At 66.8% G+C, this 25,801-nt stretch carries 23 protein-coding genes and 1 pseudogene; 12 read left to right on the forward strand and 12 right to left on the reverse strand.

Annotated features, from left to right (window positions below; all coding sequences use genetic code 11):
* Positions 1 to 226 precede the first annotated feature (226 nt).
* The 3 genes from D0Y85_RS11715 to D0Y85_RS11725 are packed head-to-tail and all read left to right on the forward strand — an operon-like array spanning position 227 to position 1,766.
* Positions 227 to 856 carry a superoxide dismutase gene (locus D0Y85_RS11715; RefSeq protein WP_117310586.1) on the forward strand — a complete coding sequence of 210 codons (630 nt, stop codon included), beginning with the start codon at positions 227 to 229 and terminating at the stop codon, positions 854 to 856.
* Entirely contained in the window at positions 853 to 1,428 is a 576-nt protein-coding gene (locus D0Y85_RS11720; RefSeq protein WP_117310587.1) for a flavin reductase family protein, read from the forward strand. The genes D0Y85_RS11715 and D0Y85_RS11720 overlap by 4 nt, the downstream gene beginning before the upstream one ends.
* Complete coding sequence (locus D0Y85_RS11725) at positions 1,428 to 1,766, forward strand: tetratricopeptide repeat protein (protein ID WP_033831318.1); 339 nt, start codon at positions 1,428 to 1,430, stop codon at positions 1,764 to 1,766. Before D0Y85_RS11720 ends, D0Y85_RS11725 begins: the two co-directional genes overlap by 1 nt.
* A gap of 4 nt (positions 1,767 to 1,770) precedes the next feature.
* On the opposite strand, the gene D0Y85_RS11730 is transcribed toward D0Y85_RS11725, so the two are convergent.
* Together D0Y85_RS11730 and D0Y85_RS11735 are read right to left on the reverse strand one after the other, a co-directional pair.
* Positions 1,771 to 2,919: an acyl-CoA desaturase gene (locus D0Y85_RS11730; protein ID WP_025878576.1), complete on the reverse strand. Its 1,149-nt coding sequence runs from the start codon at positions 2,917 to 2,919 to the stop codon at positions 1,771 to 1,773.
* Positions 2,920 to 2,932: 13 nt separating this feature from the next.
* Positions 2,933 to 4,003: a ferredoxin reductase gene (locus D0Y85_RS11735; RefSeq protein WP_240329210.1), complete on the reverse strand. Its 1,071-nt coding sequence runs from the start codon at positions 4,001 to 4,003 to the stop codon at positions 2,933 to 2,935.
* A gap of 92 nt (positions 4,004 to 4,095) precedes the next feature.
* Between D0Y85_RS11735 and fabR the strand changes: the two genes are divergently transcribed.
* The 3 genes from fabR to D0Y85_RS11750 all read left to right on the forward strand — a co-directional run bounded on the left by fabR (position 4,096) and on the right by D0Y85_RS11750 (position 7,646).
* Complete coding sequence (gene fabR / locus D0Y85_RS11740) at positions 4,096 to 4,752, forward strand: HTH-type transcriptional repressor FabR (protein WP_025878574.1); 657 nt, start codon at positions 4,096 to 4,098, stop codon at positions 4,750 to 4,752.
* A 196-nt stretch (positions 4,753 to 4,948) separates the two neighbouring features.
* Complete coding sequence (locus tag D0Y85_RS11745; protein WP_117310589.1) at positions 4,949 to 7,108, forward strand: TonB-dependent receptor; 2,160 nt, start codon at positions 4,949 to 4,951, stop codon at positions 7,106 to 7,108.
* Positions 7,098 to 7,646, forward strand: a complete 549-nt coding sequence (locus D0Y85_RS11750; protein WP_117310590.1) for a thioredoxin-like domain-containing protein — start codon at positions 7,098 to 7,100, stop codon at positions 7,644 to 7,646. Before D0Y85_RS11745 ends, D0Y85_RS11750 begins: the two co-directional genes overlap by 11 nt.
* Positions 7,647 to 7,713: 67 nt before the next feature.
* On the opposite strand, the gene mntR is transcribed toward D0Y85_RS11750, so the two are convergent.
* A complete protein-coding gene (gene mntR / locus D0Y85_RS11755; RefSeq protein WP_025878571.1) occupies positions 7,714 to 8,190 on the reverse strand; it encodes a manganese-binding transcriptional regulator MntR in 477 nt (158 codons plus the stop codon).
* A gap of 117 nt (positions 8,191 to 8,307) precedes the next feature.
* Between mntR and D0Y85_RS11760 the strand changes: the two genes are divergently transcribed.
* Positions 8,308 to 9,639 (forward strand): Nramp family divalent metal transporter, encoded by a 1,332-nt coding sequence (locus D0Y85_RS11760; RefSeq protein ID WP_025878570.1) that lies wholly within the window; start codon positions 8,308 to 8,310, stop codon positions 9,637 to 9,639.
* Between the two features lie 92 nt (positions 9,640 to 9,731).
* Here D0Y85_RS11760 and D0Y85_RS11765 read toward each other — a convergent pair whose 3' ends face one another.
* The 4 genes from D0Y85_RS11765 to D0Y85_RS11780 form a co-directional block, all read right to left on the reverse strand.
* On the reverse strand, positions 9,732 to 10,058 hold the full coding sequence (locus tag D0Y85_RS11765; RefSeq protein ID WP_117310591.1) for a thioredoxin family protein: 327 nt from the start codon (positions 10,056 to 10,058) through the stop codon (positions 9,732 to 9,734).
* Positions 10,030 to 10,509 (reverse strand): flavodoxin, encoded by a 480-nt coding sequence (locus tag D0Y85_RS11770; protein ID WP_227416502.1) that lies wholly within the window; start codon positions 10,507 to 10,509, stop codon positions 10,030 to 10,032. The genes D0Y85_RS11765 and D0Y85_RS11770 overlap by 29 nt, the downstream gene beginning before the upstream one ends.
* Positions 10,510 to 10,522: 13 nt before the next feature.
* Positions 10,523 to 11,563: a ribonucleotide-diphosphate reductase subunit beta gene (locus D0Y85_RS11775; protein ID WP_117310593.1), complete on the reverse strand. Its 1,041-nt coding sequence runs from the start codon at positions 11,561 to 11,563 to the stop codon at positions 10,523 to 10,525.
* A 74-nt stretch (positions 11,564 to 11,637) separates the two neighbouring features.
* Positions 11,638 to 13,965, reverse strand: a complete 2,328-nt coding sequence (locus tag D0Y85_RS11780) for a ribonucleoside-diphosphate reductase subunit alpha (protein WP_240329385.1) — start codon at positions 13,963 to 13,965, stop codon at positions 11,638 to 11,640.
* 482 nt (positions 13,966 to 14,447) lie between these two features.
* Between D0Y85_RS11780 and D0Y85_RS11785 the strand changes: the two genes are divergently transcribed.
* Positions 14,448 to 15,425 (forward strand): zinc-binding dehydrogenase, encoded by a 978-nt coding sequence (locus tag D0Y85_RS11785; RefSeq protein WP_117310595.1) that lies wholly within the window; start codon positions 14,448 to 14,450, stop codon positions 15,423 to 15,425.
* A gap of 224 nt (positions 15,426 to 15,649) precedes the next feature.
* Here D0Y85_RS11785 and betT read toward each other — a convergent pair whose 3' ends face one another.
* From betT to D0Y85_RS11805, 4 genes are all read right to left on the reverse strand, one after another.
* Complete coding sequence (gene betT / locus D0Y85_RS11790; RefSeq protein ID WP_117310596.1) at positions 15,650 to 17,629, reverse strand: choline BCCT transporter BetT; 1,980 nt, start codon at positions 17,627 to 17,629, stop codon at positions 15,650 to 15,652.
* A gap of 201 nt (positions 17,630 to 17,830) precedes the next feature.
* A complete protein-coding gene (locus tag D0Y85_RS11795) occupies positions 17,831 to 18,211 on the reverse strand; it encodes a VOC family protein (RefSeq protein ID WP_117310597.1) in 381 nt (126 codons plus the stop codon).
* A 67-nt stretch (positions 18,212 to 18,278) separates the two neighbouring features.
* Positions 18,279 to 18,599: a multidrug efflux SMR transporter gene (locus tag D0Y85_RS11800; RefSeq protein ID WP_117310598.1), complete on the reverse strand. Its 321-nt coding sequence runs from the start codon at positions 18,597 to 18,599 to the stop codon at positions 18,279 to 18,281.
* On the reverse strand, positions 18,599 to 18,952 hold the full coding sequence (locus tag D0Y85_RS11805) for an SMR family transporter (protein ID WP_117310599.1): 354 nt from the start codon (positions 18,950 to 18,952) through the stop codon (positions 18,599 to 18,601). The genes D0Y85_RS11800 and D0Y85_RS11805 overlap by 1 nt, the downstream gene beginning before the upstream one ends.
* 161 nt (positions 18,953 to 19,113) lie before the next feature.
* Between D0Y85_RS11805 and D0Y85_RS11810 the strand changes: the two genes are divergently transcribed.
* On the forward strand, positions 19,114 to 19,965 hold the full coding sequence (locus D0Y85_RS11810) for a LysR family transcriptional regulator (RefSeq protein WP_100552745.1): 852 nt from the start codon (positions 19,114 to 19,116) through the stop codon (positions 19,963 to 19,965).
* 67 nt (positions 19,966 to 20,032) lie between these two features.
* On the opposite strand, the pseudogene D0Y85_RS11815 reads toward D0Y85_RS11810, so the two are convergent.
* Positions 20,033 to 20,952 (reverse strand): annotated as a pseudogene (locus D0Y85_RS11815) (M14 family metallocarboxypeptidase).
* A 131-nt stretch (positions 20,953 to 21,083) separates the two neighbouring features.
* Here D0Y85_RS11815 and D0Y85_RS11820 point away from each other — a divergent pair.
* The 3 genes from D0Y85_RS11820 (at position 21,084) to D0Y85_RS11830 (ending at position 25,796) form a co-directional block, all read left to right on the forward strand.
* On the forward strand, positions 21,084 to 23,165 hold the full coding sequence (locus D0Y85_RS11820; protein WP_117310600.1) for a TonB-dependent siderophore receptor: 2,082 nt from the start codon (positions 21,084 to 21,086) through the stop codon (positions 23,163 to 23,165).
* Between the two features lie 63 nt (positions 23,166 to 23,228).
* Positions 23,229 to 24,995: a chloride channel protein gene (locus D0Y85_RS11825; protein ID WP_240329221.1), complete on the forward strand. Its 1,767-nt coding sequence runs from the start codon at positions 23,229 to 23,231 to the stop codon at positions 24,993 to 24,995.
* A gap of 84 nt (positions 24,996 to 25,079) precedes the next feature.
* Positions 25,080 to 25,796 carry an MgtC/SapB family protein gene (locus D0Y85_RS11830; RefSeq protein WP_025878554.1) on the forward strand — a complete coding sequence of 239 codons (717 nt, stop codon included), beginning with the start codon at positions 25,080 to 25,082 and terminating at the stop codon, positions 25,794 to 25,796.
* Positions 25,797 to 25,801 lie beyond the last annotated feature (5 nt).

The raw sequence follows: 25,801 nt of genomic DNA on the forward strand, positions 1-25,801 counted from the left end.
CCCTGCTGCTTCTGCTCTCGCCTTTGACGTCGCCTCCGCGCCGGCGCGTGGACCTGTCCTGCGTGGGCGGACCTGCATGGGCCCATCCGCCCACGCGATCCCGGGACAGTCAACGCGCCGACAGCGCCCTCTTTTCAACCACCCCGCTTGACCTCAACCAATGTTGAGGTGCGATAACAGTCTCCCCACGGCCATACCCCTGGCCTTCCCCACGGAGACTGTCTCGATGCCGTACTCGCTTCCCGCCCTCCCCTATGCCTACGACGCCCTCGAGCCGCACTTCGATGCGCGCACGATGGAGATCCATCACAGCAAGCATCACCAGGCCTACATCAACAACCTCAATGCCGCGCTGGAACAGGCGGCCCTGCCGGCACAGCCGGTGGAAATCCTGATCGCCGACCTCGACGCCCTGCCCGAATCGATCCGCGGTGCAGTGCGCAACAACGGCGGCGGCCACGCCAACCACAGCCTGTTCTGGACCGTGCTCAGCGCCAATGGCGGCACCGCCGATGACGAGCTTGCCGCGGCCATCGATCGCGACCTCGGTAGCTACGATGCCTTCAAGGAGGCGTTCAGCAAAGCGGCGCAGACCCGTTTCGGCAGCGGCTGGGCGTGGCTCACCGTCGATCACCAGGGCCGCCTGCAGGTCGAGAGCAGCGCCAACCAGGACAGCCCGCTGATGGGCGCGGCGGTGGGCGCCTCCGGCAACACCCCGATCCTTGCCCTGGATGTCTGGGAGCACGCCTACTACCTGCATTACCAGAACCGTCGCCCGGACTACATCGGCGCGTTCTTCAACCTCATCAACTGGGCCGAGGTCGGCCGACGCTACCGCCAGGCCAGGGCCGCATGAACGCGGACTCCGGTGCATACGCCGGGCCGTGGGCGGGGGTGTTCCCCGCTCCGGCACCGGTGCCATCGGTCAGTCTGCCGCCGCGTGCGCTGCGGCGGTTGCTCGGCCATTTCCCTACCGGCGTGGCGATCGTCTGCGCCCGCGACGCACAGGGAAAACCGCAGGGCCTGACCATCAACTCGTTCGTGCCGATCTCGCTGCAGCCGCCACTGGTGCTGTGGAACCTCGCCCTGCATGCGCAGAGCCTGTCCACGTTCCAGCGCGCCACCCGCTTTGCGATCAGCGTGCTCGGCGCTGGCCAGGAAGCCCTGGCGCGCCGGTTCGCCGATCCGCAGGTGCGCCATCGATTCACCGATGTGCCCTTGCTGGACGACGGCGAAGACACGCCACCGCGTATCGGCGGTGCCGTGATCCATCTCACCTGCACCCGCCACGCGCAGTGGCCGGTCGGCGATCACCTGTTGCTGGCCGGGCGCATTGTCGATGTGCAGGAAGCAGGCGGTGCACCACTGCTGTTCCATCGCGGCCGCTTCCAGGAGGGACCGGTCGAAACCCTGCTGGAGGTGCGCTGATGGACATCGAAACGCTGGAGAGGATGCTTGCCGCCGGCAAGGACAGCGCACTGCTGCGCTTCGGCCTCGGCAAGAGCTGGCTGGATGCCGGCGATCCGGTGCGCGCAGCCACCCATCTGGGCCGCTGCGTGGTGCTGGACCCGGACTATTCGGCGGCGTGGAAGCTGCTGGGCAAGGCCTGGCTGGCTGGTGGCCAGCCGCAGGCGGCGCGCGAAGCGTGGCAGCGCGGGCTCAGCGTAGCCGGCAGCAAGGGCGACCAGCAGGCCCGCAAGGAAATGCAGGTGTTCCTGCGCAGGCTCGATCGCGATTCACCTGCGCTGTTGGCGAAGGCCGGCTGAAGACTCAGCCGGCGTTGGCCGACGCCGGTGCCGGCATGATGTCCGGCATCGGCAGGCGGCGCGGCTTGCTCGGGAACGCGTGGCGCAGGATGCGCCAGACCACCTGGGTGAACTGCCGCGGCAGCGAGCCGTTGTTGTAGTGCTGGCCGTAGCGCCGGCAGATTTCCTTCACTTCCTTGGCGATGGCCGCATAGCGGTTGGCCGGAAGGTCCGGGTAGAAGTGGTGCTCGATCTGGTGGCTGAGGTTGCCCGACAGCACGTTGATCACGAAACCGCCGCTGATGTTGGACGAACCGCGCAGCTGGCGCAGGTACCAGTGGCCACGCGATTCATTGCGCAGGCATTCCTTCGGGAAGGTTTCCGATTCGGCGGTGAAGTGGCCGCAGAAGATGATCACGTAGGTCCAGATGTTGCGCAGGCCGTTGGCCACCATGTTGCCCAGCATCACCGGCAGGAAGAACGGACCGGCCAGCAGCGGGAAGAACACGTAGTCCTTCAGCACCTGGCGGATCATCTTGCGGGCCACCGGACGGGTCTGCAGCCACATCGCACGGCTGCTGATGCGGCCCTTGAACCAGCGCCCAAGGCGCAGGTCCTGCGCCGCCACGCCCCACTGGAACAGCAGCGCGAAGATCGGTGCGATGATCGGCTGCAGCAGGTAGAACGGCTTCCAGCGCTGTTCCGGGAAGATGCGCAGCAGGCCATAGCCGATGTCATCGTCCATGCCACGCACGTTGGTGTAGGTGTGGTGGCGGAAATTATGGGTCTTGCGCCAGTTGTCGGCGGTGGCAACGATGTCCCATTCGTAGGTGTTGCCGTTGAGCTTGGGATCGCCGGTCCAGTCGTACTGGCCGTGCATCACGTTGTGGCCCAGTTCCATGTTTTCCAGGATCTTGGCCAGCGCCAGCAGCAGCGTGCCGGCGATGCAGGCCGGCCACAGCAGCGGCGCCCAGAACAACGGAGAGAACGCGCCCAGGAACAGCAGGCTGCGGCCGAGCACGCCGGACCAGCGCACAGCCGCTGCGACGCGGCGGATGTAACGGGTGTCGGAGGCGCCGAGGCTGCCGATCACACGGTCGCGGATCGCATCGAGTTCCTCACCAAACGTCTGCATCTCGGCAGGGCTCAGGGCACGGTCGGTAGCGCGGGTCATGGCAGCGGAGTCCTCAGAGATCCAGGGTCAGGTCGGTGGTCGGCGCGCTCACGCAGATCCGCACCGGCACGGCCGTTTCGGACTGGGTATCGCCGGTGCGCAGGTGGCGGGTGGTGCCACTGACGCGTTCACAGGTACAGCTGTTGCAGATGCCCATGCGGCAGCCGTGCTTGGGCGCGATGCCCTGCGCCTCCAGGCTTTCCAGCAGCGAGCGGCCACGCGGCACGATCAGCCGCCGGCCGCTGCGGGCCAGGGTCAAGGCGACCTCACCCAGGCTGTCGGCATCACTGAGTGCCGCAGGCGGCGTAAAGGCTTCAGCCTGGAATCCGGCCACCTGCTGCGCCAGCCGCGTGCGCGCAGCGGCAACGAAGCCATCCGGGCCACAGGCCAGCACATGGCGTTGCGCCAGCGGGGTGTCGTCACCGGCAACGGCGAACGTGTGGCTGTCGATGCGCGCGGCCGGCACCTCGCCTTCGCGGGTGGTCAGCAGATGCACGCGCAGGTTCGGGTCCGCTGCGGCCAGCGCCTGCAGCTCATCACGGAACTGGAACGCCGCGGCGCTGCGCTCCCAGTAGAACAGGTCGACCGGCGCAGCCAGCGGGCGCTGGCAGGCGTCGCGCAGCAGGCTGCGCATGGGCGTGATGCCGCTGCCGGCGGCCAGTAGAAGCACCGGCGCTGCGGCGGGCATGTGGAAATCACCGAAGGCCGCATCCAGCCGGAACAGGTCGCCCGGCTTGGCATGCGCGACCAGATGCTGGCTGACCTTGCCGCCTTCCACCGCCTTGACGGTAATGGCCAGCTCACGACGGCCCAGGCGGGTCGGGCTGTAGCTGCGGCGCAATACACGCCCCTCAAGCTCGACGCCCAGGGTGACGTGCTGGCCGGCGCGCATCCCGGCCCAGTGCCGGTTGCAGCGCAGGACCAGCGTAGCGGCGCCCTCGCCGGCCGGCTCGCGCCGTACCAGGCGGGCCATCGGCTCACGCAGGGTCCACAACGGATTCAGCTGGCCCGCCCAGAAGTCGAACAGCGACGGCGACAGCCAGCGGTACGGGGAAAACAGGGAAGGACGGACGACAGCGCTCATGGATGCACTATACGGCCGCACACACAGCTGTGTATACATGTGTATATTGCACCGGATTGGGTATGATTCAGCCTTGCCCCTCCGGAAGTACCATGGCCGCCGCCACCGTTCTGTCTCCGCCTGAAGATGCCAGCAGCCCGGCCCGCCGTACGGTGAGCCGCGAAGATCTGCTGGCCGCCGCGTTGAAACTGATCGGCCCGCATCGCAGCCTCTCCACCCTCAGCCTGCGCGAAGTCGCACGCGAGGCGGGCATCGCACCCAACAGCTTCTACCGCCAGTTCCGCGACATGGACGAACTGGCCGTCGCCTTGATCGACGTGGCTGGGCGTTCGCTGCGCACCATCATCGGTGAAGCCCGCCAGCGCGCTACGTCCAGCGCCACCAGCGTGGTACGCGTGTCGGTGGAAACCTTCATGGAACAGCTGCGTGCCGACGACAAGCTGCTGCACGTACTGCTGCGCGAAGGCGCGGTCGGCTCGGACGATTTCAAGCACGCGGTCGAACGCGAACTGCACTACTTCGAAGAAGAACTGCAGCATGACCTGGTGCGCCTGGCCGCACTGGATGGCGCGGTGCTGTACAAGCCGGAACTGGTATCGATGGCGATCACCCGGCTGGTGTTTGCGATGGGCGCTTCGGCCATGGACCAGCCCCCTGAGAACGATCCGGAACTGGTCGAACAGATCTCCACGATGATCCGCATGATCATCGTCGGCGCGCGCACTCCCGCCGCCTTCCGCCGCGGCTGACCCCTTCCGGTGCATGACCACCGGCACAGTTGCGTGCGCATTGTGTAATGTTATAACACGTATGTTCGAGTAAAGGCCACGGTTCACGCACGCGCCGAGACCCTGATATAGCAATTGCTATGTTGATGACCATCTGCTTTCATGTGCGCCAGCCAGGTCGCCCTCGCCGCCCTCCCTCTCCAAGGACGACGCCCTCATGCGCATTGCTGCCTCCCTTCTCCGCCGGCTGCCGCTGGCTGCCGGTATTGCCGCCGCCCTGCCGGTGACCGCATTCGCCGCACCGCCTTCGCCTACCGAGCTGGACCGCGTGCAGGTGAAAGTCAGCACAGCCACCCGCAGCGAACGCCTGCTGTCGGACGTGCCGATCCGCACCGAGGTACTGCGCAAGGAGGACATCGCCCTGCGCGCGGCCACCGACTTCTCCCGCGCGGTCGAGCTGATCAACGGCCTGCGGGTGGAGAGCAACTGCCAGAACTGCAACACCAGCGAAGTGCAGCTGCTGGGCCTTCCCGGTGCCTACAACCAGCTGCTGTTCGATGGCATTCCACTGTTGTCCACGCTGGGCAGTGTGTATGGGCTGGAACAGATTCCCGCCGGCTTCGTCGACCGCATCGAAGTGGTCAAGGGTGGTGGTTCGTCGCTGTACGGGCCGGGCGCTGTAGCCGGTGTCATCAATCTGGTTCCGCCGCTGCCGGCGCGCAGCGGCGGCCATGTGCAGGCCGGCGTGGATGTTCTGAAGGGCACGCCGCAGAAGAACGCCGACGTGCGCCTGGATCTGGTCGCCAGCGAGGCCGACGCGGGACTGTCGGTGATCGCCCAGCGCAACTGGAACAGCGGCATCGACTACAACGGCGACGGCTATACCGAGATCACCCGCAAGAACCTCAAGGTCGGTGGCCTGCAGGCCTGGTATGCGCCCACTCCGGGCACGCGCCTGCGGTTGGACCTGCAGGTGACCGATGAGAGCCGTCGCGGTGGCAACCGCCTGGACCAGCCCGAACACCTGGCCAACATCGCCGAATCGCTGGACACGAACTACCGCCGCGGCAGCCTGTCATGGGACCAGGAGGTGAGCGGCGACGTCGACTTCCGCCTGGCCTATGCCTTCGCCGACATCGACCGCGACAGCTTCTATGGCGGACTCGGCGACATGGTCACCGATCCGTCCGCACCGGGCTACGATCCTTCGCAACTGGACCCGAACGTACCGGGCAGCGCCGCATCACGCTCATGGCGCCAGTACGGGCGCACCCACAACCCGCTGCACTACATCGACAGCCAGTTGAACTGGCGGCTGGGTGCACACACGCTGGCGTTCGGCGTTCAGTACAAGCATGAGGGCCTGCGTGATGACAATCGCGATGGTGCCGGCCAGCGCCTGGCCGTGCTCGAGGATGCAACCTTCCACAACCTCGGCGCGTTCGTGCAGGACGAATGGAGCGTGCGCGAGGACGTCGACCTGGTGCTGGGCGCGCGCGTGGACAAGAGTTCGGAACTGGACAGCGCCGTGTTCTCACCGCGTATCGCCCTGGCCTGGCAGGCCACGCCACGGCTGAAATGGCGAGCCGGCATCGCCACCGGCTTCCGTGCGCCGGAAATCTTCGTCGAGGATGTCCACGTCGATACCCTCGGCGGCGAGCAGGTGCGCGTGCGCAACACCCGTGGCCTGAAGGAGGAGCGCGCGCTGACCACCCTGTTCGGGTTCGACTGGCGCTCCGACCCGGCCGACCCGGTATGGACCTGGGATGCCACCGCGTCCTACGCACGCATCCGCGATACCTTCGCGCTGGGTGAGATCCAGCGCGGCGATGATGGCCAGCTGACGCAGCTGCGCTACAACGCCTCCGGCTCGAACGTGCTGGGCGTGGAAACCAACCTCGGCTGGCAGCCCTCCCCGCAGTGGCGGCTGACTGCCGGCGCATCGTGGTACCGCTCGCAGTTCCGCGAGCCACAGCGCATCTTCGATGACACCGCCGACGGCGGCGACACCGTCATCGACAGCCGCGACTATCTGAAAACCCCGCGCTGGACCGGCCTGGCCCAACTCAGCTGGATGCCGGCCGAGCCCTGGGAGACGTTCCTGGCGCTGCGCCACACCGGATCGATGCCGGTGCTCAACAACCGGCTGGGCGTGCTGCATCGCACCCGCGCCTTCCTGGTCACCGACCTCGGCGCGCGCTGGCATCGCCATCTGGGTGCCCAGGCACAGCAGGAAGTGTCGGTGGCGGCGGGGGTCAAGAACGTGTTCGACCAGCGGCAGAAGGATCTGGAAAGCGGCGCGCTGCGCGACAGCGATTACGTGTACGGTCCTCGCTTCGCCCGCTCGTGGTACGTCAACCTGCGCTATGCGTTCTAGCTGGCTGCCCGCGCTGCTGCTGGCACTGGCATGGCCGGCAGTGGCTGCCGACCTGCATGCGCAGGTCTCCGCCTCGCTGATGCGGCCTGAGCCACGTGCCCTGCGCCCGATGCAGTGGTCGCCACCGCCAACGCTGATCGCGCTGTACTTCGGCGCCGACTGGTGCGCGCCCTGCCACGCTTTCGTGCCGACCCTGCGCGGCGTGCGCGACGCGCTGCGCGAGGCCGGCGCCGATACCGAAGTGGTGTATGTCAGCCTGGATGAAAGCGAGGCGGCGTTGCGGCGCTACATGCACCTGCAGCAGATGCCGTGGCCGGTGCTTGACCCGCGTCGTGCGCAGCGCATGCCAGCGCTGCAGGCATTGGCGGGCCCGGCCCCGCCCAACCTGGTGCTGATCGATGCGCAGGGCACGGTGCTGGCCAATGGTTGGCAGGGGCGCCATTACCGCGGGCTGCAACCGGTACTGCAGGAATGGTGGAAGCGGGCATGTGCGCAACAGCAGGCGCACTGCCCCGATGACGGCGTTCAACTCCGGTAGCGCAGCGCCGGGCCATGCCCGGCGAATTGCGTGAAGCGGCAACGCGCCCGCCGCGCATGGCCCGGCGCTACCGTTCGGCGGAACCGCCCTCGGCCTTGCGCACGAATGCGTCGAACAGTGCCAGCGTCTGTTCGCTGACGTGGTGCTCGATGCCCTCGGCATCACGTCGCGCGGTATCCGGGTCCACGCCCAGCGCCAGCAGGAAGCGCTCCACGGTCTGGTGGCGCTGGCGGCTGGCATGGGCCAGCGCCTCGCCCTCCGGGGTCAGGAACACGCCGCGGTACGGGCGCTGCACCACCCAGCCATCGCGGGCCAGCCGGCGCAGCATCTTCGCCACGGTCGGCTGGGCCACACCGAGGCGGGTGGCGATGTCGACCTGGCGGGCCTCGCCGCCGTCGGCCAGCAGGTCGGAGATCAGCTCGACATAATCCTCCACCAGCTCCATCCGGTGTGCTTCGCGCACTTGCCGGAAGCTCTCGACCTGGCGCTCGGCCTCGATCAAGGGGGTGCTTTTCAGCGATGTCGAATCGTCCGTCTTGCCCACGCGTGTGCCTGTCCTGCAGTTGTCATCCGGGTGCGAACCTGAATTCTGGACCAGTGACGCAGTAAAGACGATTGTTTCACATTGCTATGCGATATAGCAGTGGCTATATTGGCAGCCATGAACACTGTCGCGCCCACCGACTCTCCGGCCTCCACCGCGGCCAGCCTGGGTGCGCTCAACGCGTCGATCGCCGTACCCGAAAAGGGCCACTGGTGGTTCCGGCTGCTGGCCTTCCTGGGCCCCGGCTACATGGTGTCGGTGGGTTACATGGATCCGGGCAACTGGGCGACCGATCTCGCAGGTGGCTCACGCTTCGGCTATCTGCTGCTGTCGGTCATCCTGATCTCCAACCTGATGGCGGTGATCCTGCAGGCGCTGTCGGCACGGCTGGGCATCGCCACCGGCATGGACCTGGCGCAGGCCTGCCGTGCGCGCTACCCCAAGCCGGTGAACCTGGCGCTGTGGGCGTTGTGCGAAGCGGCGATCATCGCCTGCGACCTGGCCGAAGTGATCGGCACGGCCATCGCGCTGAAACTGTTGTTCGATCTGCCGCTGCTGTGGGGCGCGGTGATCACCGCGCTGGACACGCTGCTGGTGCTGCTGTTGATGAACCGCGGTTTCCGCGCGCTGGAAGCCTTCGTGATCGCACTGCTGCTGGTGATCTTCGGCTGCTTCATGGTGCAGATCGCGCTGGCCGCGCCGCCGGTGATGCAGGTGCTGGGCGGTTTCATTCCGCGCGCGCAGGTGGTCACTGATCCGCACGCGCTGTACATCGCCATCGGCATCATCGGTGCCACGGTGATGCCGCACAACCTGTACCTGCATTCTTCCATCGTGCAGACCCGTGCCTATCCACGCACCGATGAAGGCCGTCGCAGCGCGCTGCGCTGGGCGGTGACCGACAGCACCTTTGCCTTGACCCTGGCGCTGTTCATCAATGCCAGCATCCTGATCCTGGCGGCGGCGGTATTCCATGCCAACGGCCGCTTCGACGTGGAAGACATCGAGCAGGCGCACCAGTTGCTGGCACCGATGCTGGGCGTCGGCCTGGCCTCGACATTGTTCGCAGTGGCACTGCTCGCCTCCGGCCTGAACTCCACCGTGACCGCGACACTGGCCGGGCAGATCGTGATGGAAGGGTTCCTGCGCCTGCGCCTGCCACCGTGGCTGCGGCGGCTGATCACCCGCGCGCTGGCGATCATTCCGGTGGTGGTGGTCATCATGCTGTTCGGCGACCAGGGCGCGGTGAAGCTGCTGGTGCTGAGCCAGGTGGTGCTGTCCATGCAGCTGCCGTTCGCGATCATCCCGCTGGTACGCATCGTGACCGACAAAGTGACGATGGGCGCGCTGGTGGCACCGCGCTGGCTGGGCGGCATTGCCTGGGTGATCGCGCTGGTGATCGTGGTGCTGAACGTGAAGCTGCTGGTGGATACGTTCGCAGCCGGTTGATCCGCGCGGAGGGAATCCGCCGGGCATGGCCCGGCGCTGCCGCTGGCGACCTGCAGTAGATCCACGCCATGCCTGGATGTGGCATTACGGCGCTACAGGAACTCCGCGATGGCCGCTTCGATCTGCTGCGGCGACTGGAAACCCGGCATGCGCATGCGCTCGTCACCGTCCAGGAACAGCGACAACGTGGGGGTCTGCCGCAGGCCCAGCTCGCGGAAGAACGCATCGCCCACCACCTCCAGCTGCACCCGCAGCAGGGTCGTGCCCTGCCCTGCAGTGCCGCTGGCCACCCGCTGCAGCGACATGTCCAGCATCCGGCAGCCCGGGCACTGGTCCTTGTGGAAGTCCACCAGCACGCGTGGATGGTCGGCCAGCAACTGCTGGAACTGCTCAGGCGTGGTGGCGTCGATGATCTGCATCGGTGGTACTCCAGTAGTGATCCAGGACCGCATCGGTCCAGGTATCGATGGCCGCGGCATGCCGCCGGCCATGTGGCATCTGTTCGATCTCCAGCGGCGGGTAGCCACTGTGGAAATAGCGGATCAGCCGGTGCACCGCACCGCAGTAGTACTCCTGCCCCCACTGCGTTTCACCGGTGCCGAACACCGCCACCTGCCGCGGCCGCTGGCCGCGCTCGGCGATGCCTGCCACCCAGGCCTTCATCTCCGATGGCGTGCGCCCGGCGTTGTCGGTCCAGCAGCCCAGCAGCACCAGGTCGGCCTCATCCACCGGCAACGGCGGGCCCTGGCGCAGGTCGTCGGCCTCCTGCCAGTGCACGGTGTGGCCTGCGGCCCGGCAACGCGCGGCGATGTGGCGGCCGAGCTCACGGGTGTTGCCGCTGAGCGACGCCACCACGATCAGGATGCGCAGCGCCGGGCCGCGCTCAGAGATCGTCGAAGCCGTTGTCGACGTTGGTCTTCTTGTAGCTTGCATTGCGCATCTCGAAGAAGTCGGTCTTGGTCTCGGTGAAGTTGTCGGCGTAGGCCTTGATCCACGGCATCACGTTGTCGGTGGTGTCGCTGTACAGGCGCTCGATGCCGAGCATGCCGGCCATCTTGTTGGCGCGGTACTTCACGTAGCGCACCATCTCGTCCACGTCGATGCCATCGATGCCATCGAGCACCTCCGCCGACCACTGGGTTTCCAGTTCAATGGCGTGTTCGAACGACTGGTGCACGTAGGCGGTCAGCTCGTTGGTCTGCAGTTCCGGGTTCTCGCCGATGATGGCGCGGATCAGCTCGCTGATGAACTTGGTGTGGGCCAGCTCATCACGGTTGATGAAGCTGATGATCTTGCCGGTGCCGTTCATGCGGTTCTGCCGCACCATGTTGTAGAAGTACGCGAAACCGGAATAGAAGTTGATGCCTTCCAGGATCGAGGACTGGATCAGCGACTTCAGCAGGGTTTCGGCGGTCTTCTCGCGCATGAAATCGTCATAGGCCCCCATGATCGGCGCGTTGCGCGTGATGATGGTGGGATGGGTGCGGGCGATCTCGAAGATGCGGTTCTGGTTGGGCAGGTCGGTGATCGAGGCCAGCACGTAGCTGTAGCTCTCGTTGTGGATCACCTCCTGCTGGCCGATGATCGCCGCGTTGGCGTGCGCGGCCGGATCGGTGATGTACTCGGCAACGTTGTAGATGAAGCGCGTCTGCGGCGAATCCAGCGTGGCCAGCAGGCCGATGATGGAATCGTAGGCGTTCTTCTCGCGCGCGTTGAGCTCGCCGTACTGGCGTGCATCCACCTTCATGTCCACTTCGTCGGGGATCCAGAAGTTGGTCGACAGCTCCTTGTAGGCGCGATAGAACGACGGGTACGGAATGTCGTTCCAGTTCAGGATGCCGCTGGTGCGGCCGTTGATGATGCCGGTGCTGCGGTTGGGGTGGCGCGGTTCGAGGATCTTGATGCGGTCCAGGGGTGTTGCCATGGTCTTCTGCCTTCGTTCTGCTGCTGACGGGTTGCCGGCCAGCGGCCGGCACTACCACCGAGGGGTCGGGCTGGTCAACTCGAGCACCACTCGCACTCGCTGATGTCGATGTCGTTGGAGCGCACGTAGTAGGTGGTCTTCAACCCTTCCCGCCAGGCGCTCAGGTGCAGCTCCAGCAGGGTGCTGGCGCGGATCGTGCTGGGCACGTACAGGTTGAAGCTGATCGACTGGTCCACATGGCGCTGGCGGCGTGCGTTCTGCCGCACGCTGGCGAACTGGTCGACCTTGTAGGCACCCTTCTCGTAATACGGCCAGGTGTCCAGCGACAGGCCAGGCGCGGCCACCGGCCGCCGGAAGTCCTTCTTTTCCTCGTAGTAGAACGCGCTGTAGATCGGATCGATCGACGCGGTGGAGCCGGCGATCTGCGCGGTGCTCATGTTCGGCGCCACCGCCAGCAGCCAGCCGTTGCGCAGGCCGTTGCTCGCTACCTCGCGCGCAAGACTGTCCCAGGCCGCGCCGCTGTAATCGCGGTCACGGAAATAGTTGCCGTTGTGCCAGTCGCTGCCGGCGAACATCGGATAGCTGCCCTTCTCCTTGGCCAGCTGCGCGCTGGCCTGGATGGTCAGGAAGTTGATGCGCTCGAACAGGCGATCGGACAGTTCCTCGGCCTCGGGCGATTCCCAATGGATCGCCTGCTGTGCCAGCAGGTGGTGCCAGCCGAACGTGCCCAGGCCGATGGCGCGGTACTTGCGGTTGGTGATGGTGGCCTGCGGCACCGGCAGCGCATTGAGATCGATCACGTTGTCGAGCATGCGTACCTGGATCGGAATCAACCGTTCCAGCACATCCTTGGCCAGCAGATCCTCGGGGGCGGTGATGGCACGGCCGAGGTTGATCGACGACAGGTTGCAGACCACGAAGTCGCCCGCGCGGCGGGTAGTGACGATCTGGTCGCCGCTGACGATCTCCTGGATCATCCGCGTCGGGCTCATGTTCTGCAGGATCTCGGTGCACAGGTTGCTGGAATAGACCATGCCCGCATGCTTGTTCGGGTTCTTCCGGTTCACTTCGTCGCGGTAGAACAGGAACGGGTTGCCGGTTTCCAGCTGGCTGAGCATGATCCGCTTGAACAGGTCGATCGCCTTCACCGTGCGACGGCTGATGCGTTCGTCGGCCACCAGCTCGGCGTAGCGGTCACGGAAGCTGCCCTGCCCTCGCTTCTCGTCGTAGAAGTCCTGCAGGTACCAGCCCTTGGCCTGCTTCACCTCGTGCGGATCGAACAGGTACCAGTCGGCACGGCGCTCGACGGCCTCCATGAACAGGTCCGGCACGCAGATGGCGGTGAACACATCATGCGCACGCAGGCGCTGGTCGCCGTTGTTCAGGCGCAGGTCCATGAACGCCTCGATGTCGCGGTGCCAGATGTCCAGGTAGACCGCCACTGCACCCTTGCGCTGGCCGAGCTGGTCGACCGACACCGCCGTGTTGTTGAGCTGCTTGATCCACGGCACCACGCCGCCGGACGAGTTGGGCACGCCGCGGATCGGCGCGCCACTGCTGCGCACGTACCCCAGGTACGCACCCACGCCCCCACCGTGCTTGGATACGCGGGCGATATCGGTGTTGGAGTCATAGATGCCCTGCAGGCTGTCGTCCACCGTGTCGATGAAGCAGCTCGACAGCTGGCCGCCGACCTTGCCGGCATTGGCCAGCGTCGGCGTGGCCACGGTCATGTACAGGTTGGACAACGCCCAGTACGCCTCGCCCACCAGCTGCATGCGGCGCACGCGGCCGCTCTCACCAGCCCCGCCCTCGTTCTGCATCAGGTACAGGGCAATGGTCAGCCAACGTTCCTGCGGCAGCTCATACACCTCGCGGCTGCGATCGGTAGCCAGATAGCGCGTGGCCAGCAGGTACAGCCCGTTGTAGGCGAACAGACGATCGCGCTCGGGGTCGATCATCTCGCCGGCCTGCTGCAGCTCTTCCTTCGAATAGCAGCGCAGGATGTCGTTGCTGTAGATGCCGCGGTCGGCCAGGCTTTCCTGCAGGCCCACGTAGGAACCGTACTTCAGGCTGACATCGTAGAAGCGGTTGCGGCTGGCGCGCTTGTACAGCCGGCGCAGGTACAGGCGTGCAGCGAACTGTTCCCACTGCGGCGCGACAAGGTCGACGCGTGATTCCGCTTCGCGGATCAGCAGGTCCACCAGATCATCGGCACTGATGCTGGGCTTGCGTTCGACCATCGCCAGCACCACGCGGCGATAGTCGGCCACATCCAGCTGCGGCAGCTCGGCGTGGATGGTATCGATGCTGCACAGCAGGCGCGCCGCATCGAACGGCAGGCGACGATTGCCGGCTTCCTTGGTGATCCAGGTCGGCACGCGCTCGCCGCTGGCGCGCATGGCGTCGCCGGCGCCGGCCAGGTCGGCCACGCGGAAGGTACTGTCGGTCATGGTGGTGGAACTCCAGGCTCGTGCGCGCGTCGGCGCCCGATGCCATGGCGGCCCTGCACGCGATACCGGCGCACGGGGCGAACGGGTGAAGTGCCAAGGGGCGGGAACACAGGTCGTCGGCATCTGCCTGCGCCTGCGGCCGGTATCCGGGCCGTGGGGGCGACCTGCGTCCGCACGGTGGCGGCCGCGTCGACACGGCAAGCCTTCAGGGGCGGGCCGCGGGACGTTTGCTGCATGTCCGGCGGCGGCGGCTGACCGGGAGTGACAGCCACAACATAGTGGGGATATTCCGAGCCGTCAACACAAGATGCGGTGATCGCGCGCCAACGCGACCATCGGTCGCAGGATGCCGTGTTGCACGTGCGCGGCCTTGTCGACGCCGGGCGCATCCCCAGTTCGGTACAACGTCAACTTTCATTGGAACACCGCCCATGCGCGCTGCCCTGTACTCCTCCTTCGGCGATCCAGCCCAGGTCCTCGCCATTGCCGATGCCCCCCTGCCCGAACCCGGTCCCGGCGAAGTACGCATCCGCACCGTGCTGGCCTCGATCCACAACCACGATCTGCTGACCGTGCGTGGCCTGTATGGCTACAAGCCGACGCTGCCGGCGATCGGCGGCAGCGAAGCACTGGGCGTGGTCGATGCGCTCGGCGAAGGCGTCGACGGCCTGCAGATCGGCCAGCGGGTTGCCGCCGCCTCGGTGCACGGCACCTGGGCCGAAGCGTTCATCGCACCGGCGCGGATGGTGATCCCGATGCCGGACGCGATCGCCGATGAAATGGCCGCACAGCTGATCGCCATGCCGCTGAGCGCGTTGATGCTGCTGGAATTCCTGCACGTCGAGCAGGGCCAGTGGATCGTGCAGAACACCGCCAACGGTGCCGTCGGCAAATCGCTGGCGATGCTCGCAAAGGCGCGCGGCGTGCACGTGGCCAACCTGGTGCGCAATGCCGAGGCCGTGGCGCAACTGCAGGCACTGGGCATCGATCACGTGTTCGATACCTCGGTGGACGGCTGGAAGGACCGCGTGCGCGAAGCCACCGGGCAAGCGCAGGCCGCTGCTGCAGTCGATTCCATCGGTGGCGACGCCAGCGGCGACCTGGTCGACCTGCTCGGCCACCACGGCACCCTGGTCTCTTTCGGTGTGATGAGCGGCGAACCAATGCGCATTCCCGCCGGCGGCCTGATCTACAAAGAAGCCACGGTGAAGGGCTTCTGGGGCAGCAAGGTCAGCCAGGCAATGGCGGTGGAAGACAAGCGGCGGTTGGTGGGTGAACTGCTGAAGCGTGCGGCCGGGGGTGAACTGACCCTGCCGGTGGCGCAGATCTTCGCATTGGACGACATCGCCCAGGCGGCAGAAGCCGGCGCCGGTTCGGGCCGCAATGGCAAGGTGCTGCTGCGCGCCTGAAGCGGTAGCGATGGAGTCTGCTGTGCTCTCACCGGCAGCAGCCAGTACATCCTGCGCGGGGCAGTTCGTTTCGCTGGGCGCGCGTTACCGGTTCTGATTGATCAGCAGGGGCGGCGGTGATGCGCCACCCCGCTCGCGTTGCCGGCCAGCGGCCGGCACTACAGGAGTGTGCGGACCAACGGTCCGCACCACCAATGGCAAGGGCCATGCCCGGCGTGGCTGCATCAACGGCTCAGGTGCAGGAACTGCAGGTGCCGTTCGTACTGGCTGATGATGTCGTTGATGATCTGCTTGCGGCTGTAGCCGACCAGGTCATAGTCCTGGCTGCCCTCGTACAGATGCACTTCGGCGCGGTAGTAGCGCTGGTTGCGCAGCTGCTGCGCGGCGAAGGACGGGGTCAGGTAGCCACTGAGGATCACCCGGTACTGGAAGTCCTGCTGCTCGCCGTGGTTGACCGACAGCTCCATGTCGCCTGCTTCGAACCGCGTCTGCACGTCCCAGCCCTGCTCGCGCAGCTGCTCGGCCACCGCCTCCATCGCCGGCTTCACCGTGTCATCCATGAAGCGGTACACCTGGTCGCGTACCGGGAAGTGCATGGCCTGGGTCAGGCGCTGGCGCCAGCCCTGGTGGTGGCGGTCATCGCCGATCAGCGGCGATGGCCTGAACTGCTGCGCGCGCTTGCGGTGCGACTCGTCACTGAAGGCGCGGGTCAGGCCCCACATCATCAACAGCAGCACCGCCGAGAACGGCAACGAGGCCAGCACCACCGCTGATTTCAGCGCATCGATGCTGCCGGCCAGCAGCAGGCCGGCGGTCAGCACCGCGATCACCGTGCCCCAGAACACGCGCAGCCAGCGCGGGCCATCGTCCTCCGGCGCACCACCATGCGAGGACAGCGTGGACAGCACCACCGCCCCGGAATCGGCCGACGTCACGAAGAAGATGAAGCTGACCAGCACGGTCACCCCGATCACCGCCTTGCTCCACGGGTAGCCATCCAGCAACGCATACAGCACCGTCGGTGGGTCATCCACCGCCAGCTGCGCCAACTGCTGCTGGCCATGGTGCAGCACCTGGTCCAGCGCACTGTTGCCGAAGATCGACAGCCACGCCAGGGTGAAGCCGAGCGGGATCAGCAATACGCCGAACACGAACTCGCGGATGGTGCGGCCGCGAGAGATGCGCGCGATGAACAGGCCGACGAACGGCGCCCAGCCGATCCACCAGGCCCAGTAGAACACCGTCCAGCCGCCCAGCCATTCCGGCCGGCCGCCATAGGCGTATACGTCGAAACTCTTGCCCACCACGCTGCCCAGGTAGTCACCCAGGTTCTGCATCAGCGTGCTGAGCAGGTACTGCGTGGGACCGGCGCACAGCATGAACAGCACCAGCGCAATCGCCAGCAGCATGTTGATGTTGGCCATCCAGCGCACGCCCTTCTCCACGCCGGACACGGCCACTGCGACCGCCGCGCCCATCATCGCCACCACCAGCAGGATCTGCACCATGTTCGAGTGCGGCACGTTGAACAGGTGCGACAGCCCAGCGTTGAGGTGCAGCACGCCGAAGCCCATGTCCGCACCGATGCCGAACACGGTGGCAACGATGCCCAGGGCATCGACGGTGTAGCCGATGGGGCCATTGATGCGCTTGCCGATCAGCGGATACAGCGCAGAGCGCAATGCCAAAGGCAGGTTGTGCCGGTAGGCGAAGTAGGCCATCGCCATCGCCGCCAGCGCGAATACGCCCCAGCCATGCAGGCCCCAGTGCAGGAACAGCAGCTGCATTGCCTGGCGCGCACCGGCCTCGCCCGCTGCGCCATCACCCTGTGGCGGCTGCAGGTAGTGGGTCAGTGGTTCGGAAACGCAGAAGAAGAACAGGGTTATGCTGATGCCTGCAGCGAACAGCATGCCGGCCCAGGAGAGGTAGCTGAACTCCGGTTCGTCATGGTCGGCACCGAGCTTGATGCCGCCGTACTTGGACAACGCCACGCCGACCACGAACACCAGGTACAGGGTCATCGCCAGCAGGTAGTACCAGCCGACATTGAGCGCAGCCCAGTCCTGCGCCTTGACCAGCAGGCGACCGGCGCCGAGCGGAAACAGGCTGACGAACAGTGCGAAGGCAACGACGACGATCGCCGCGAAGGCGAAGACGGGCCGCAGGGTTCGCACCGGCTGATGTTGAGGCTCCAGTGCTTCCATGGGCAGCCATCTCCGGATCGATCAAAGAGTAAGCCGACCGATTCTGGCTGAATCGCAGTGGACACAGGATGAAGTCGTGGCATCGCGCAAGCACGATCGGCTGGATTTCCGTGCTACGCGCGCGCCTGCAGACCTGCGGGCGTGCCGGGCGGCGTTGTCACTTTGGTCCGATCACGACGCGCCGCGTCCAGCGCCGACGATTCAACCCATCACATGCACGGCGCACAGCTTGTTGCCGTCGGGATCACGCAGGTAGGCCAGGTACAACTGGCGCCCGGCCTTCTGCCGCACGCCGGCCGGGTCTTCCACCGCGGTACCGCCGTGGGCGACCCCCGCTTCCTGCCAGGCATGCACCGCCTGCGGGTCTGCCAGCGCAAAGCCGATGGTGCCGCCGTTGGCGTGGCACGCCGCCTCGCCATCGATGGGCGGGATGACCATGAACATCCGTCCATCCTTGATATAGACCAGCTTGCCCTCGTCATCGAACACGCCTGCGCGACCGCCGATGGCAGTGAACAAGGCATCGTAGAAGCGGCGGGAAGCCGCCATGTCGTTGGTTCCGACGGTGACGTGACTGAACATGCGGGCACTGCGTTGCGGGAAAGCCCAAGTGTCGGCCACCCCACTGATCGCCGCAATCAAGCCGGGATCACGCCGTGCTGAGCAGCAGCACGGCCGCCGTGACCAGGACGATGCCGATCCAACCGATCGGGCGCAGGCGGTTGCCGAACAGCAGGCGACCGCAGGTGGCCGTACCGATCACGCCGATCGCGCCCCACATCGCATAGGCGGTGGCCAGGTCCATGTAGCGCACGGCCTGGCCCAGCAGGGCGAAGGCGATCCACACCAGCACCACCGCGCCGGCACCCCAACGCCAACGACGGAAGCCATCGGACTTGGCCACCATCATGTTGGCGGCCACATCGATCAGCGCCGAGCAGATCACGAAAAACAGGGCCATCATGTTCATCAGTGCGCCTCCCCGAGGGTGACACAGACGATGCCGACCACCGCCAGCACCAGGCCGGCCAGCTGCTGCAGCGACAGGCTCTCACCGAACACGCTGATGCCGACCACGGTCAGCAGGGTCAGGCCGAGGCCTTCCCACACCGCATAGGCCACGCCGACGGCGATGCAGCGCACCGACAGCGCCAGGAAGTAATAGGAAAGCGCCAGCGCGGCGGCCATCACCACATAGCCGGTCCAGCCGCCATCGCGGGCGGCATGGGCCATGAAGGACGTGCCGACCACTTCGGCGACGATCGCCACGGTCAGGCAGGCCCAGGCGACGTAGGCGCCACGGGCGGGAACAGGTCGGGACATGTGAAGCTCCTTGCGCAACGGGTACCGCGCCCCGTCGTCAGTAGATCCACGCCGTGCGTGGATGATCCGGAACGCCCCCGCAGACAGGGACGACGGCGGCCAGTATCATCGTCTTTTACGGTGGTATCAAAATGGATTCCATCGACATGAGCGATGGATCAATGCCCTATTCTCCCGAATCCCTGCAGGCCTTCGTCGAGGCCGCCGCGCTGGGCTCGTTCTCGGCGGCCGCCCGCCGGCTGCGCAAGACCCAGTCCACGGTCAGCACTGCCATTGCCCATCTGGAAGCGGACCTGGGCATGGTTCTGTTCGACCGCAGCGGCCGCTATCCGCAGCTGACCGACGCCGGCCGGCAGGTGCTGGGCCACGCGCAGGAAATCCTTGCCGCCGACGCGCGCCTGCAGCAACTGAGCGTGCGCCTGGCCGCACCCGTGGAGCCACGCCTGACCGTGGTGTTCTCCGATGTCTACCAGCTCGATCCGGCGCAACGTGTGCTGCAGCGGTTTGCCGAGGCATTTCCCGAGATCGAGCTGGAATGGCTGGATGCCGAGGGGCGCGACGTGCTGGAACTGGTGGATGCTGGCCGCGCCGGGCTGGGCCTGCTGCCGCGCCAGGCGCAGTACCCCGATGCGCTGGTGGCCCAGCCCCTGGCCCACCACAGCGAACTGGCGGTGTACGTGGCCAGCGATCATCCGCTTGCACAGGCGGGCGTGCGCGCAGCGGCGCAACTGGCCCGGCATCGGCAGGTGCGGCTGAGCGCGCTGGTCGACCACGCACCGCCGATCAGCGGGCCGGCATGGACCGCGTCGGACTACCTGATGGTGATGGAGATGGCCGAGGACGGCATCGGCTGGGCCGAGCTGCCGCGTGCGCTGGTGCAGCGCTACGACCGGGGCCGCCTGCTGGAACTGCGCGTGCCGGGCTGGCCGAGGCGCATCCACAGCGACCTGGTGTGGCGCCGCGATACGCCACCGGGGCCGGCAGCGCTGTGGTGGGCCGAGGCGTTGGGGTGAGCTAGTGCCGGCCGCTGGCCGGCATCCCCTTGCCCCGTGGTTGCCGGCCAGCGGCCGGCACTACCGATCAACGATGGGCGAGCGCGTAATCGAGCGCCGAGCACACCGCCGCCACCTGCGCGTCGTTGCACTGCTGCGGCGTCGCGCGGGGCTGTCCGGGTAGACCTCGGTGGTGGTGGTGTACTTCGCCCCGGTGATGCCGGCGCACAGGCCCAGCTGCACCAGCGCGTACTCGATCACACCATGCGCGACCACCGGCGAACCGATGATCTCGCCCTTGTCGTCGGCCGGTGCGATATGGGTCACCTTCTCCACTTCGGCGACCACGGCCTGCTGGAAGGCTGGCTGCGGATTGCCGCTGTCGTCCACCAGGTAGAAGCCATCGGGAATCAGGCCCGGTTCGAACGGCTTGCCATCGCGCGCGGCGAGTGCGGGACGGAACTCGCTCTCGTCGCTGTCGGTGGTTTCGTGCAGGTCGATGTGCAGCACGAACTGGCCCTTCAACGGTGCGATCAGTTCGATCAGCGCCGTCGATTCACGGGCCGGGCCGTCCGCGCGGAAATTGCGGTTCGGGTCGATCGCATCGAAGTTCCAACGGTTGATGCGCTCGAAGCCCCACGGATTCACGCACGGCGCGACCAGAAGGTTGGCCTTGCCGGCGTAGTGGGCGGCATGTTTTTCGAGGAACTCCAGCGCGCCCATTACGCCACTGGTCTCGTAGCCATGCACGCCGCCGGTCACCAGCGCGGCCGGCAACGCCGGGTTCCAGTCGTGGCTGCGCAGGGCGAACAGCGTGTAGGTCTCGCCTGCATAGTCGAGCTGGCCGTAGGCCACCTTGTCGAAGTGCCCGGCCAGTGCATCGATGCGCGGCAGCACCTCCTCGTCGTAACGGCGCAGGCGCTGCTGGCGCGCACGCCACTGCTCCCTTTCCGCAACGCCCCACGGCTGGCCAGGGGTACCGACGGGATAGAAAGCAGCAGTGGACATGGCAGTTCTCAGCGGGTCAGGAGGCAATCGGCCACTTTACCACCGGGCCAAAGCGCTGAACGGCGGACCGATTCCAATGGCGAATGGAATCAGCAATAATTCTCATTTACGACCTTCCGCGCCCTGCACCGATGCCCATTCCTGCCCCGCAACCGGCCCGCCTGCCCCTGGCTGCCGCCCTCGCCCTGTGCATGTTTCCAGCCGCCAGCGCGCTCGCGCAGGACAACGCCACCACGCTCGACAGCATCCAGGTGTCGGGCAGCTGGTTGGGCACCGGCCTGCACGACAGCGTCAAGAGCTTCGCTGGCGCGCGTACCGTGGTCGATCGCCAGCGCATCGAGGCCAGCGGCGCCGCCAGCCTGGGCGATGCCATGCGCCGCATTCCCGGCGTGCAGGTCACCGACAACTCCGGCACCGCTGGCAGCTCGGTCTCGCTCAACATCGGCGTGCGTGGCCTGACCGGTCGCTACTCCCCGCGCTCGACCGTCCTGCTGGACGGGGTACCGCTGGCGGTTGCGCCGTACGGCCAGCCACAGCTCTCCTTCGCCCCGGCCAGCCTGGCCAACATCGAGTCGATCGACGTGGTACGCGGCGGCGGTGCGGTGCGCTACGGGCCGCAGAATGTCGGCGGCATCATCAACTTCAGTACCCGCGCGATTCCGACCGAGGCTGGCCTGCATGGTGAGGCCGGCGTGCGCTACAGCGCTTACGACCACGGCGGCGGCGACAGCACCCAGTACAACGCGTTCCTCGGCGGCACCGCCGACAACGGCCTGGGCATGGCCCTGTTGTATTCGGGGCAGGACGGCCGCGGCTGGCGCCAGGGCAGCGATGACCGCTTCGATGATCTGGCGCTGAAGTTCGCCTATGCCATCGACGCACAGCAGGAACTGCGCGCCAAGCTGTCGTACTACGACGTGCGCTCCCTGACTCCGGGCGGCCTGACCCGTGCCCAGTACCAGGCCGATCCGTTCCAGAACACCCGCCCGTCCGACTTCTGGAAGGGCCATCGCACCGGCATCGACCTGGGCTACACCAACACGCTGTCGGAGAACAGCGAGTTCGAGGTGCTGGCGTATTACAACGAAAGCAACCGGGCCAGTTCGCTGATCAACGCGGCCAACACACAGATCACGGTGCAGCCGCGCGACTACCGTGTGCTCGGCATCGAGCCACGCTACACCCAGCGCCTGCACTGGGGCAGCAGCGTGCACGACATCACCGCCGGCTACCGCTTCCTGCGCGAGCGCGGCAACGACCGCAGCTACACCGTTACCCGCCGTACCGGTGCGACCGGCGCGGCCACCCGCTTCGACAACGCCACCGATGCGCACTCGTTCTACCTTGATGACCGCATCGCCATCGGTCGGTGGCGGATCACGCCCGGCGTGCGCATGGAGTGGATCGACATGGACCGCCGCCAGGCCAGCGGCGGCGCGACCTTCAGCAGCCGCAACGACAAGGCCCTGCCCTCGCTCAACGTCGCCTACCTGTTGACCCCGCAGCTGACCGTGTTCGGCAACTACACCACCTCGTTCGGGCCGGTGCAGAACATCCAGTTGAACTCGCAGAGCGCGACCAATCCGCTGAACCCGGAAATCGCCAGGACCACCGAGCTGGGCGCGCGTTGGCAGGATGGCGCGCTGCGTGCGGAAGTGACCGTGTTCAAGATGCGCTTCGACAACCAGATCCTGCAGGTGCCGGGCATCACCCCGCCCACCTTCCAGAACATCGGCGCCACCGACCACAAGGGCGTGGAAAGCGCGATCGAGTACCGCTTTGCCGAAAGCAGCGCGCTGGCCGGGCTGGAACTGTACGCGAACTACACCTGGACCAAGGCCATCCAGCAGTCCGGCGACAACCGCGGCCTGGATGTGCCGTTCTATGCGCGCGATACCGACAGCGTCGGCGCCCGTTATGCGCTGGCCGGCTGGACCTTCAACGTGTCCAGCACCCACCAGAGCGGCCAGTTCTCCGATGCCGCCAACACCTGGGAAGAAGCCGCCGATGCGCGCGTAGGCCGTGTACCCGGCGTACGCCTGTGGAACGCGCAGGCCGCCTGGCAGCTGCCCTGGCTGGCCGACAGCGAGGTCGCGGTGGGCGTGAACAACCTGGCCGACAAGCGCTGGTACACCCGCAACGTGGATGGCAACGCCGGGCGCATGGTGGCCGCGCCGCGCACGTTCTACGTGCAGGGCCGCTACCGCTTCTGAGCATGGCAACCGCCTGATGCGGTGACGGTAGCGCTCACGGTGGCGGCGTATCATGCCGCCACCATGTCCTCCACCGCTTCGCCATCGCGCCTGCATCTGGCCTTTCAGGGCCTGCGCCTGCGCCTGCGCGGCAGCGACCTGTGGTTCATCGCCCTGGCGCTGGTGGTCGGGCTGATCGCCGGCGGCCTGACCCTGTTGCAGGCTGGGCTGGCACGCACCCTGCAGACGGCGTTGTATGGGCTGGACGAGGGCATGCGCCTGAGCTCGCTGCCCGCTTTGACCTGGACTGCCCTGCTGGTGCTGCCGCTGGGTGGCCTGGTGGTGGGCCTGGTCAGCCTGGCTGCCACGCGCCTGAAACGCCCCCTGCTGGATGCCGTGGAAGCCAATGCACTGCATGGCGGCCGCATGTCGATGCGCGACAACCTGATCGTGTTGACCCAGACCCTGGTCTCCAATGGCTGCGGTGCTTCGGTCGGACTGGAGGCGTCGTATACGCAGATGGGCGCCGGCAGCGGTTCGCAGCTGGGGCGGGTGATGCGCCTGCGCCGCAACGACGTGCGCATCCTGGTCGGTGCTGGTGCCGCCGGTGCGATCGCCGCGGCCTTCGGTGCACCGCTGGCCGGGGCGTTCTACGCCTTCGAGATCGTCATCGGTGCCTATACGCCGGCGGCACTGGCGCCGGTTGCGGTGGCCGCGCTGGCCGGCGCCTTCGTTGCCGACCAGGCCGGCGTGGAGGCCTATCTGTTGCCGGCGGCATCGACCATCGACGTGCGCGCCGCCGACTATGCGATCTACGGCCTGCTCGGCTGCTGCTGTGCGATGGTCGGCATCGTGGTGATGCGCATGATCGCCTCCATCGAAGGCACGGTCAAGCGCAGCCCGCTGCCGTTGTGGGGGCGCCCGGTGGTGGGCGGCCTGCTGCTGATCCCGCTGGCCCTGGCCAGCCCGCAGGTACTGTCGTCCGGCCACGGAGCGCTGCACCTGGACCTGACCACCCATCTGCCGCTGATCTGGATCGGCGGGCTGCTGACGCTGAAATGCCTGGCCTCCGGCATTTCGCTGGGCTTCGGTTTCCGCGGCGGCCTGTTCTTCGCCTCGCTGTTCATGGGCACCCTGGTCGGCACGCTGTTTGCCGGGCTGCTGGCGATGGCCACCGGCGTCCCGGTGGTCGACGCCACCTCGGCAGCGCTGGCAGGCATGGCTGCACTGGCCGCGGCGGTGGTTGGCGCACCGATGACCATGGCCATGCTGGTGCTGGAAGGCACCCACGACTTCCTGCTGACCAGCGTGGTGATGAGCGCCGTGCTGGTGTCCAGCACCCTGGTGCGGCAGTGGTTCGGCTATTCCTTCTCGACCTGGCGCATGCACCTGCGCGGGGAAACCATCAAGAGCGCGCGTGACATCGGCTGGGTGCACAACCTCAATGCCGGGCGGATGATGCGCAAGGGCGTGGCCACCGCCCCGGCCGACCTCGATGCCGCCGCCTTCCGCCAGCGCTTCCCGCTGGGCTCGGGCAGCCGGGTGATCCTGATCGACAGTGAAGGCCACTACGCCGGCATCGTGCAAATTCCGCGCCTGTTCGGCGACGGCGTGAAGCCCGAGGACGTCGTGGGTACGTTCGCCGAGAACCGCGACGTGGCCCTTGCCGCCAGCGCGGACGTGGTGAGCGTGATGCAGCGGTTCGACCAGACCCAGGCCGACGAGCTGGCGGTGGTGGCCGATGATGGCCAGGTGCTGGGCGTGGTGTCTGAAGCATTCGTGCGCAAGCGCTATGCGGAGGAGCTGGACAAGCGCCAGCGCGAAATGATGGGCGAGCGCGTCGACGAGTAGATCCACGCCATGCATGGATGATGCCCCCTGCCCCTCCACGCGTGGCGTGGATCTGCTGTCACCTGCGGGAGGTAGACTGCGGCCATGCGCTTCATTGAAACCTTCCAGCCCGGGCCGTTCGCCGACACCGTGGTCAGCCTGCTGGCGGCGTTCGTGCTCGGCACCCTGATCGGTGCCGAACGCCAGTACCGGCAACGCACCGCTGGCCTGCGCACCAACGTGCTGGTGGCGGTCGGCGCTGCCGCCTTCGTTGACCTGGGCATGCGCATCGCCGGCAGCGCCGAGGCCGTGCGGGTCATCTCCTACGTCGTCTCGGGCGTCGGCTTCCTCGGCGCCGGCGTGATCATGAAGGAAGGCATGAACGTGCGCGGCCTGAACACCGCCGCGACGCTGTGGTGCTCGGCTGCCGTGGGCAGCTGCACCGGCGCGGACATGCTGGCCGAAGGCGTGCTGCTGACCGTACTGATCATCGCCGGCAACACCCTGCTGCGGCCACTGGTGAACGCGATCAACCGCATCCCGATCAACGAAGCCGCCAGCGAAGCGACCTACGAAGTGCGCCTGAGCGTGGATGCCGACGCGGTGCCGCGCGTGCGCGAGCGCCTGGTCGATGCGCTGGAAGCCGCGCAGTACCCCGTTGGCGACGTGCAACTGGTGGAGCACGCCGATGCCCCCACTGATGTGATCGCAGTGCTGGTCAGCACCGCGGTCAGCGCCGACGAACTGGACGTGGTGCTGGCGCGGATGGAACAGGTGCCGGGCGTGCTGCATGCCACCTGGGAAGTCAGCACCCGCGATTGAGCGGG

Origin of the sequence: Stenotrophomonas sp. G4 (genome assembly GCF_003428825.1) — a bacterium.
GTDB classification, from domain to species: Bacteria; Pseudomonadota; Gammaproteobacteria; order Xanthomonadales; family Xanthomonadaceae; genus Stenotrophomonas; species Stenotrophomonas indicatrix.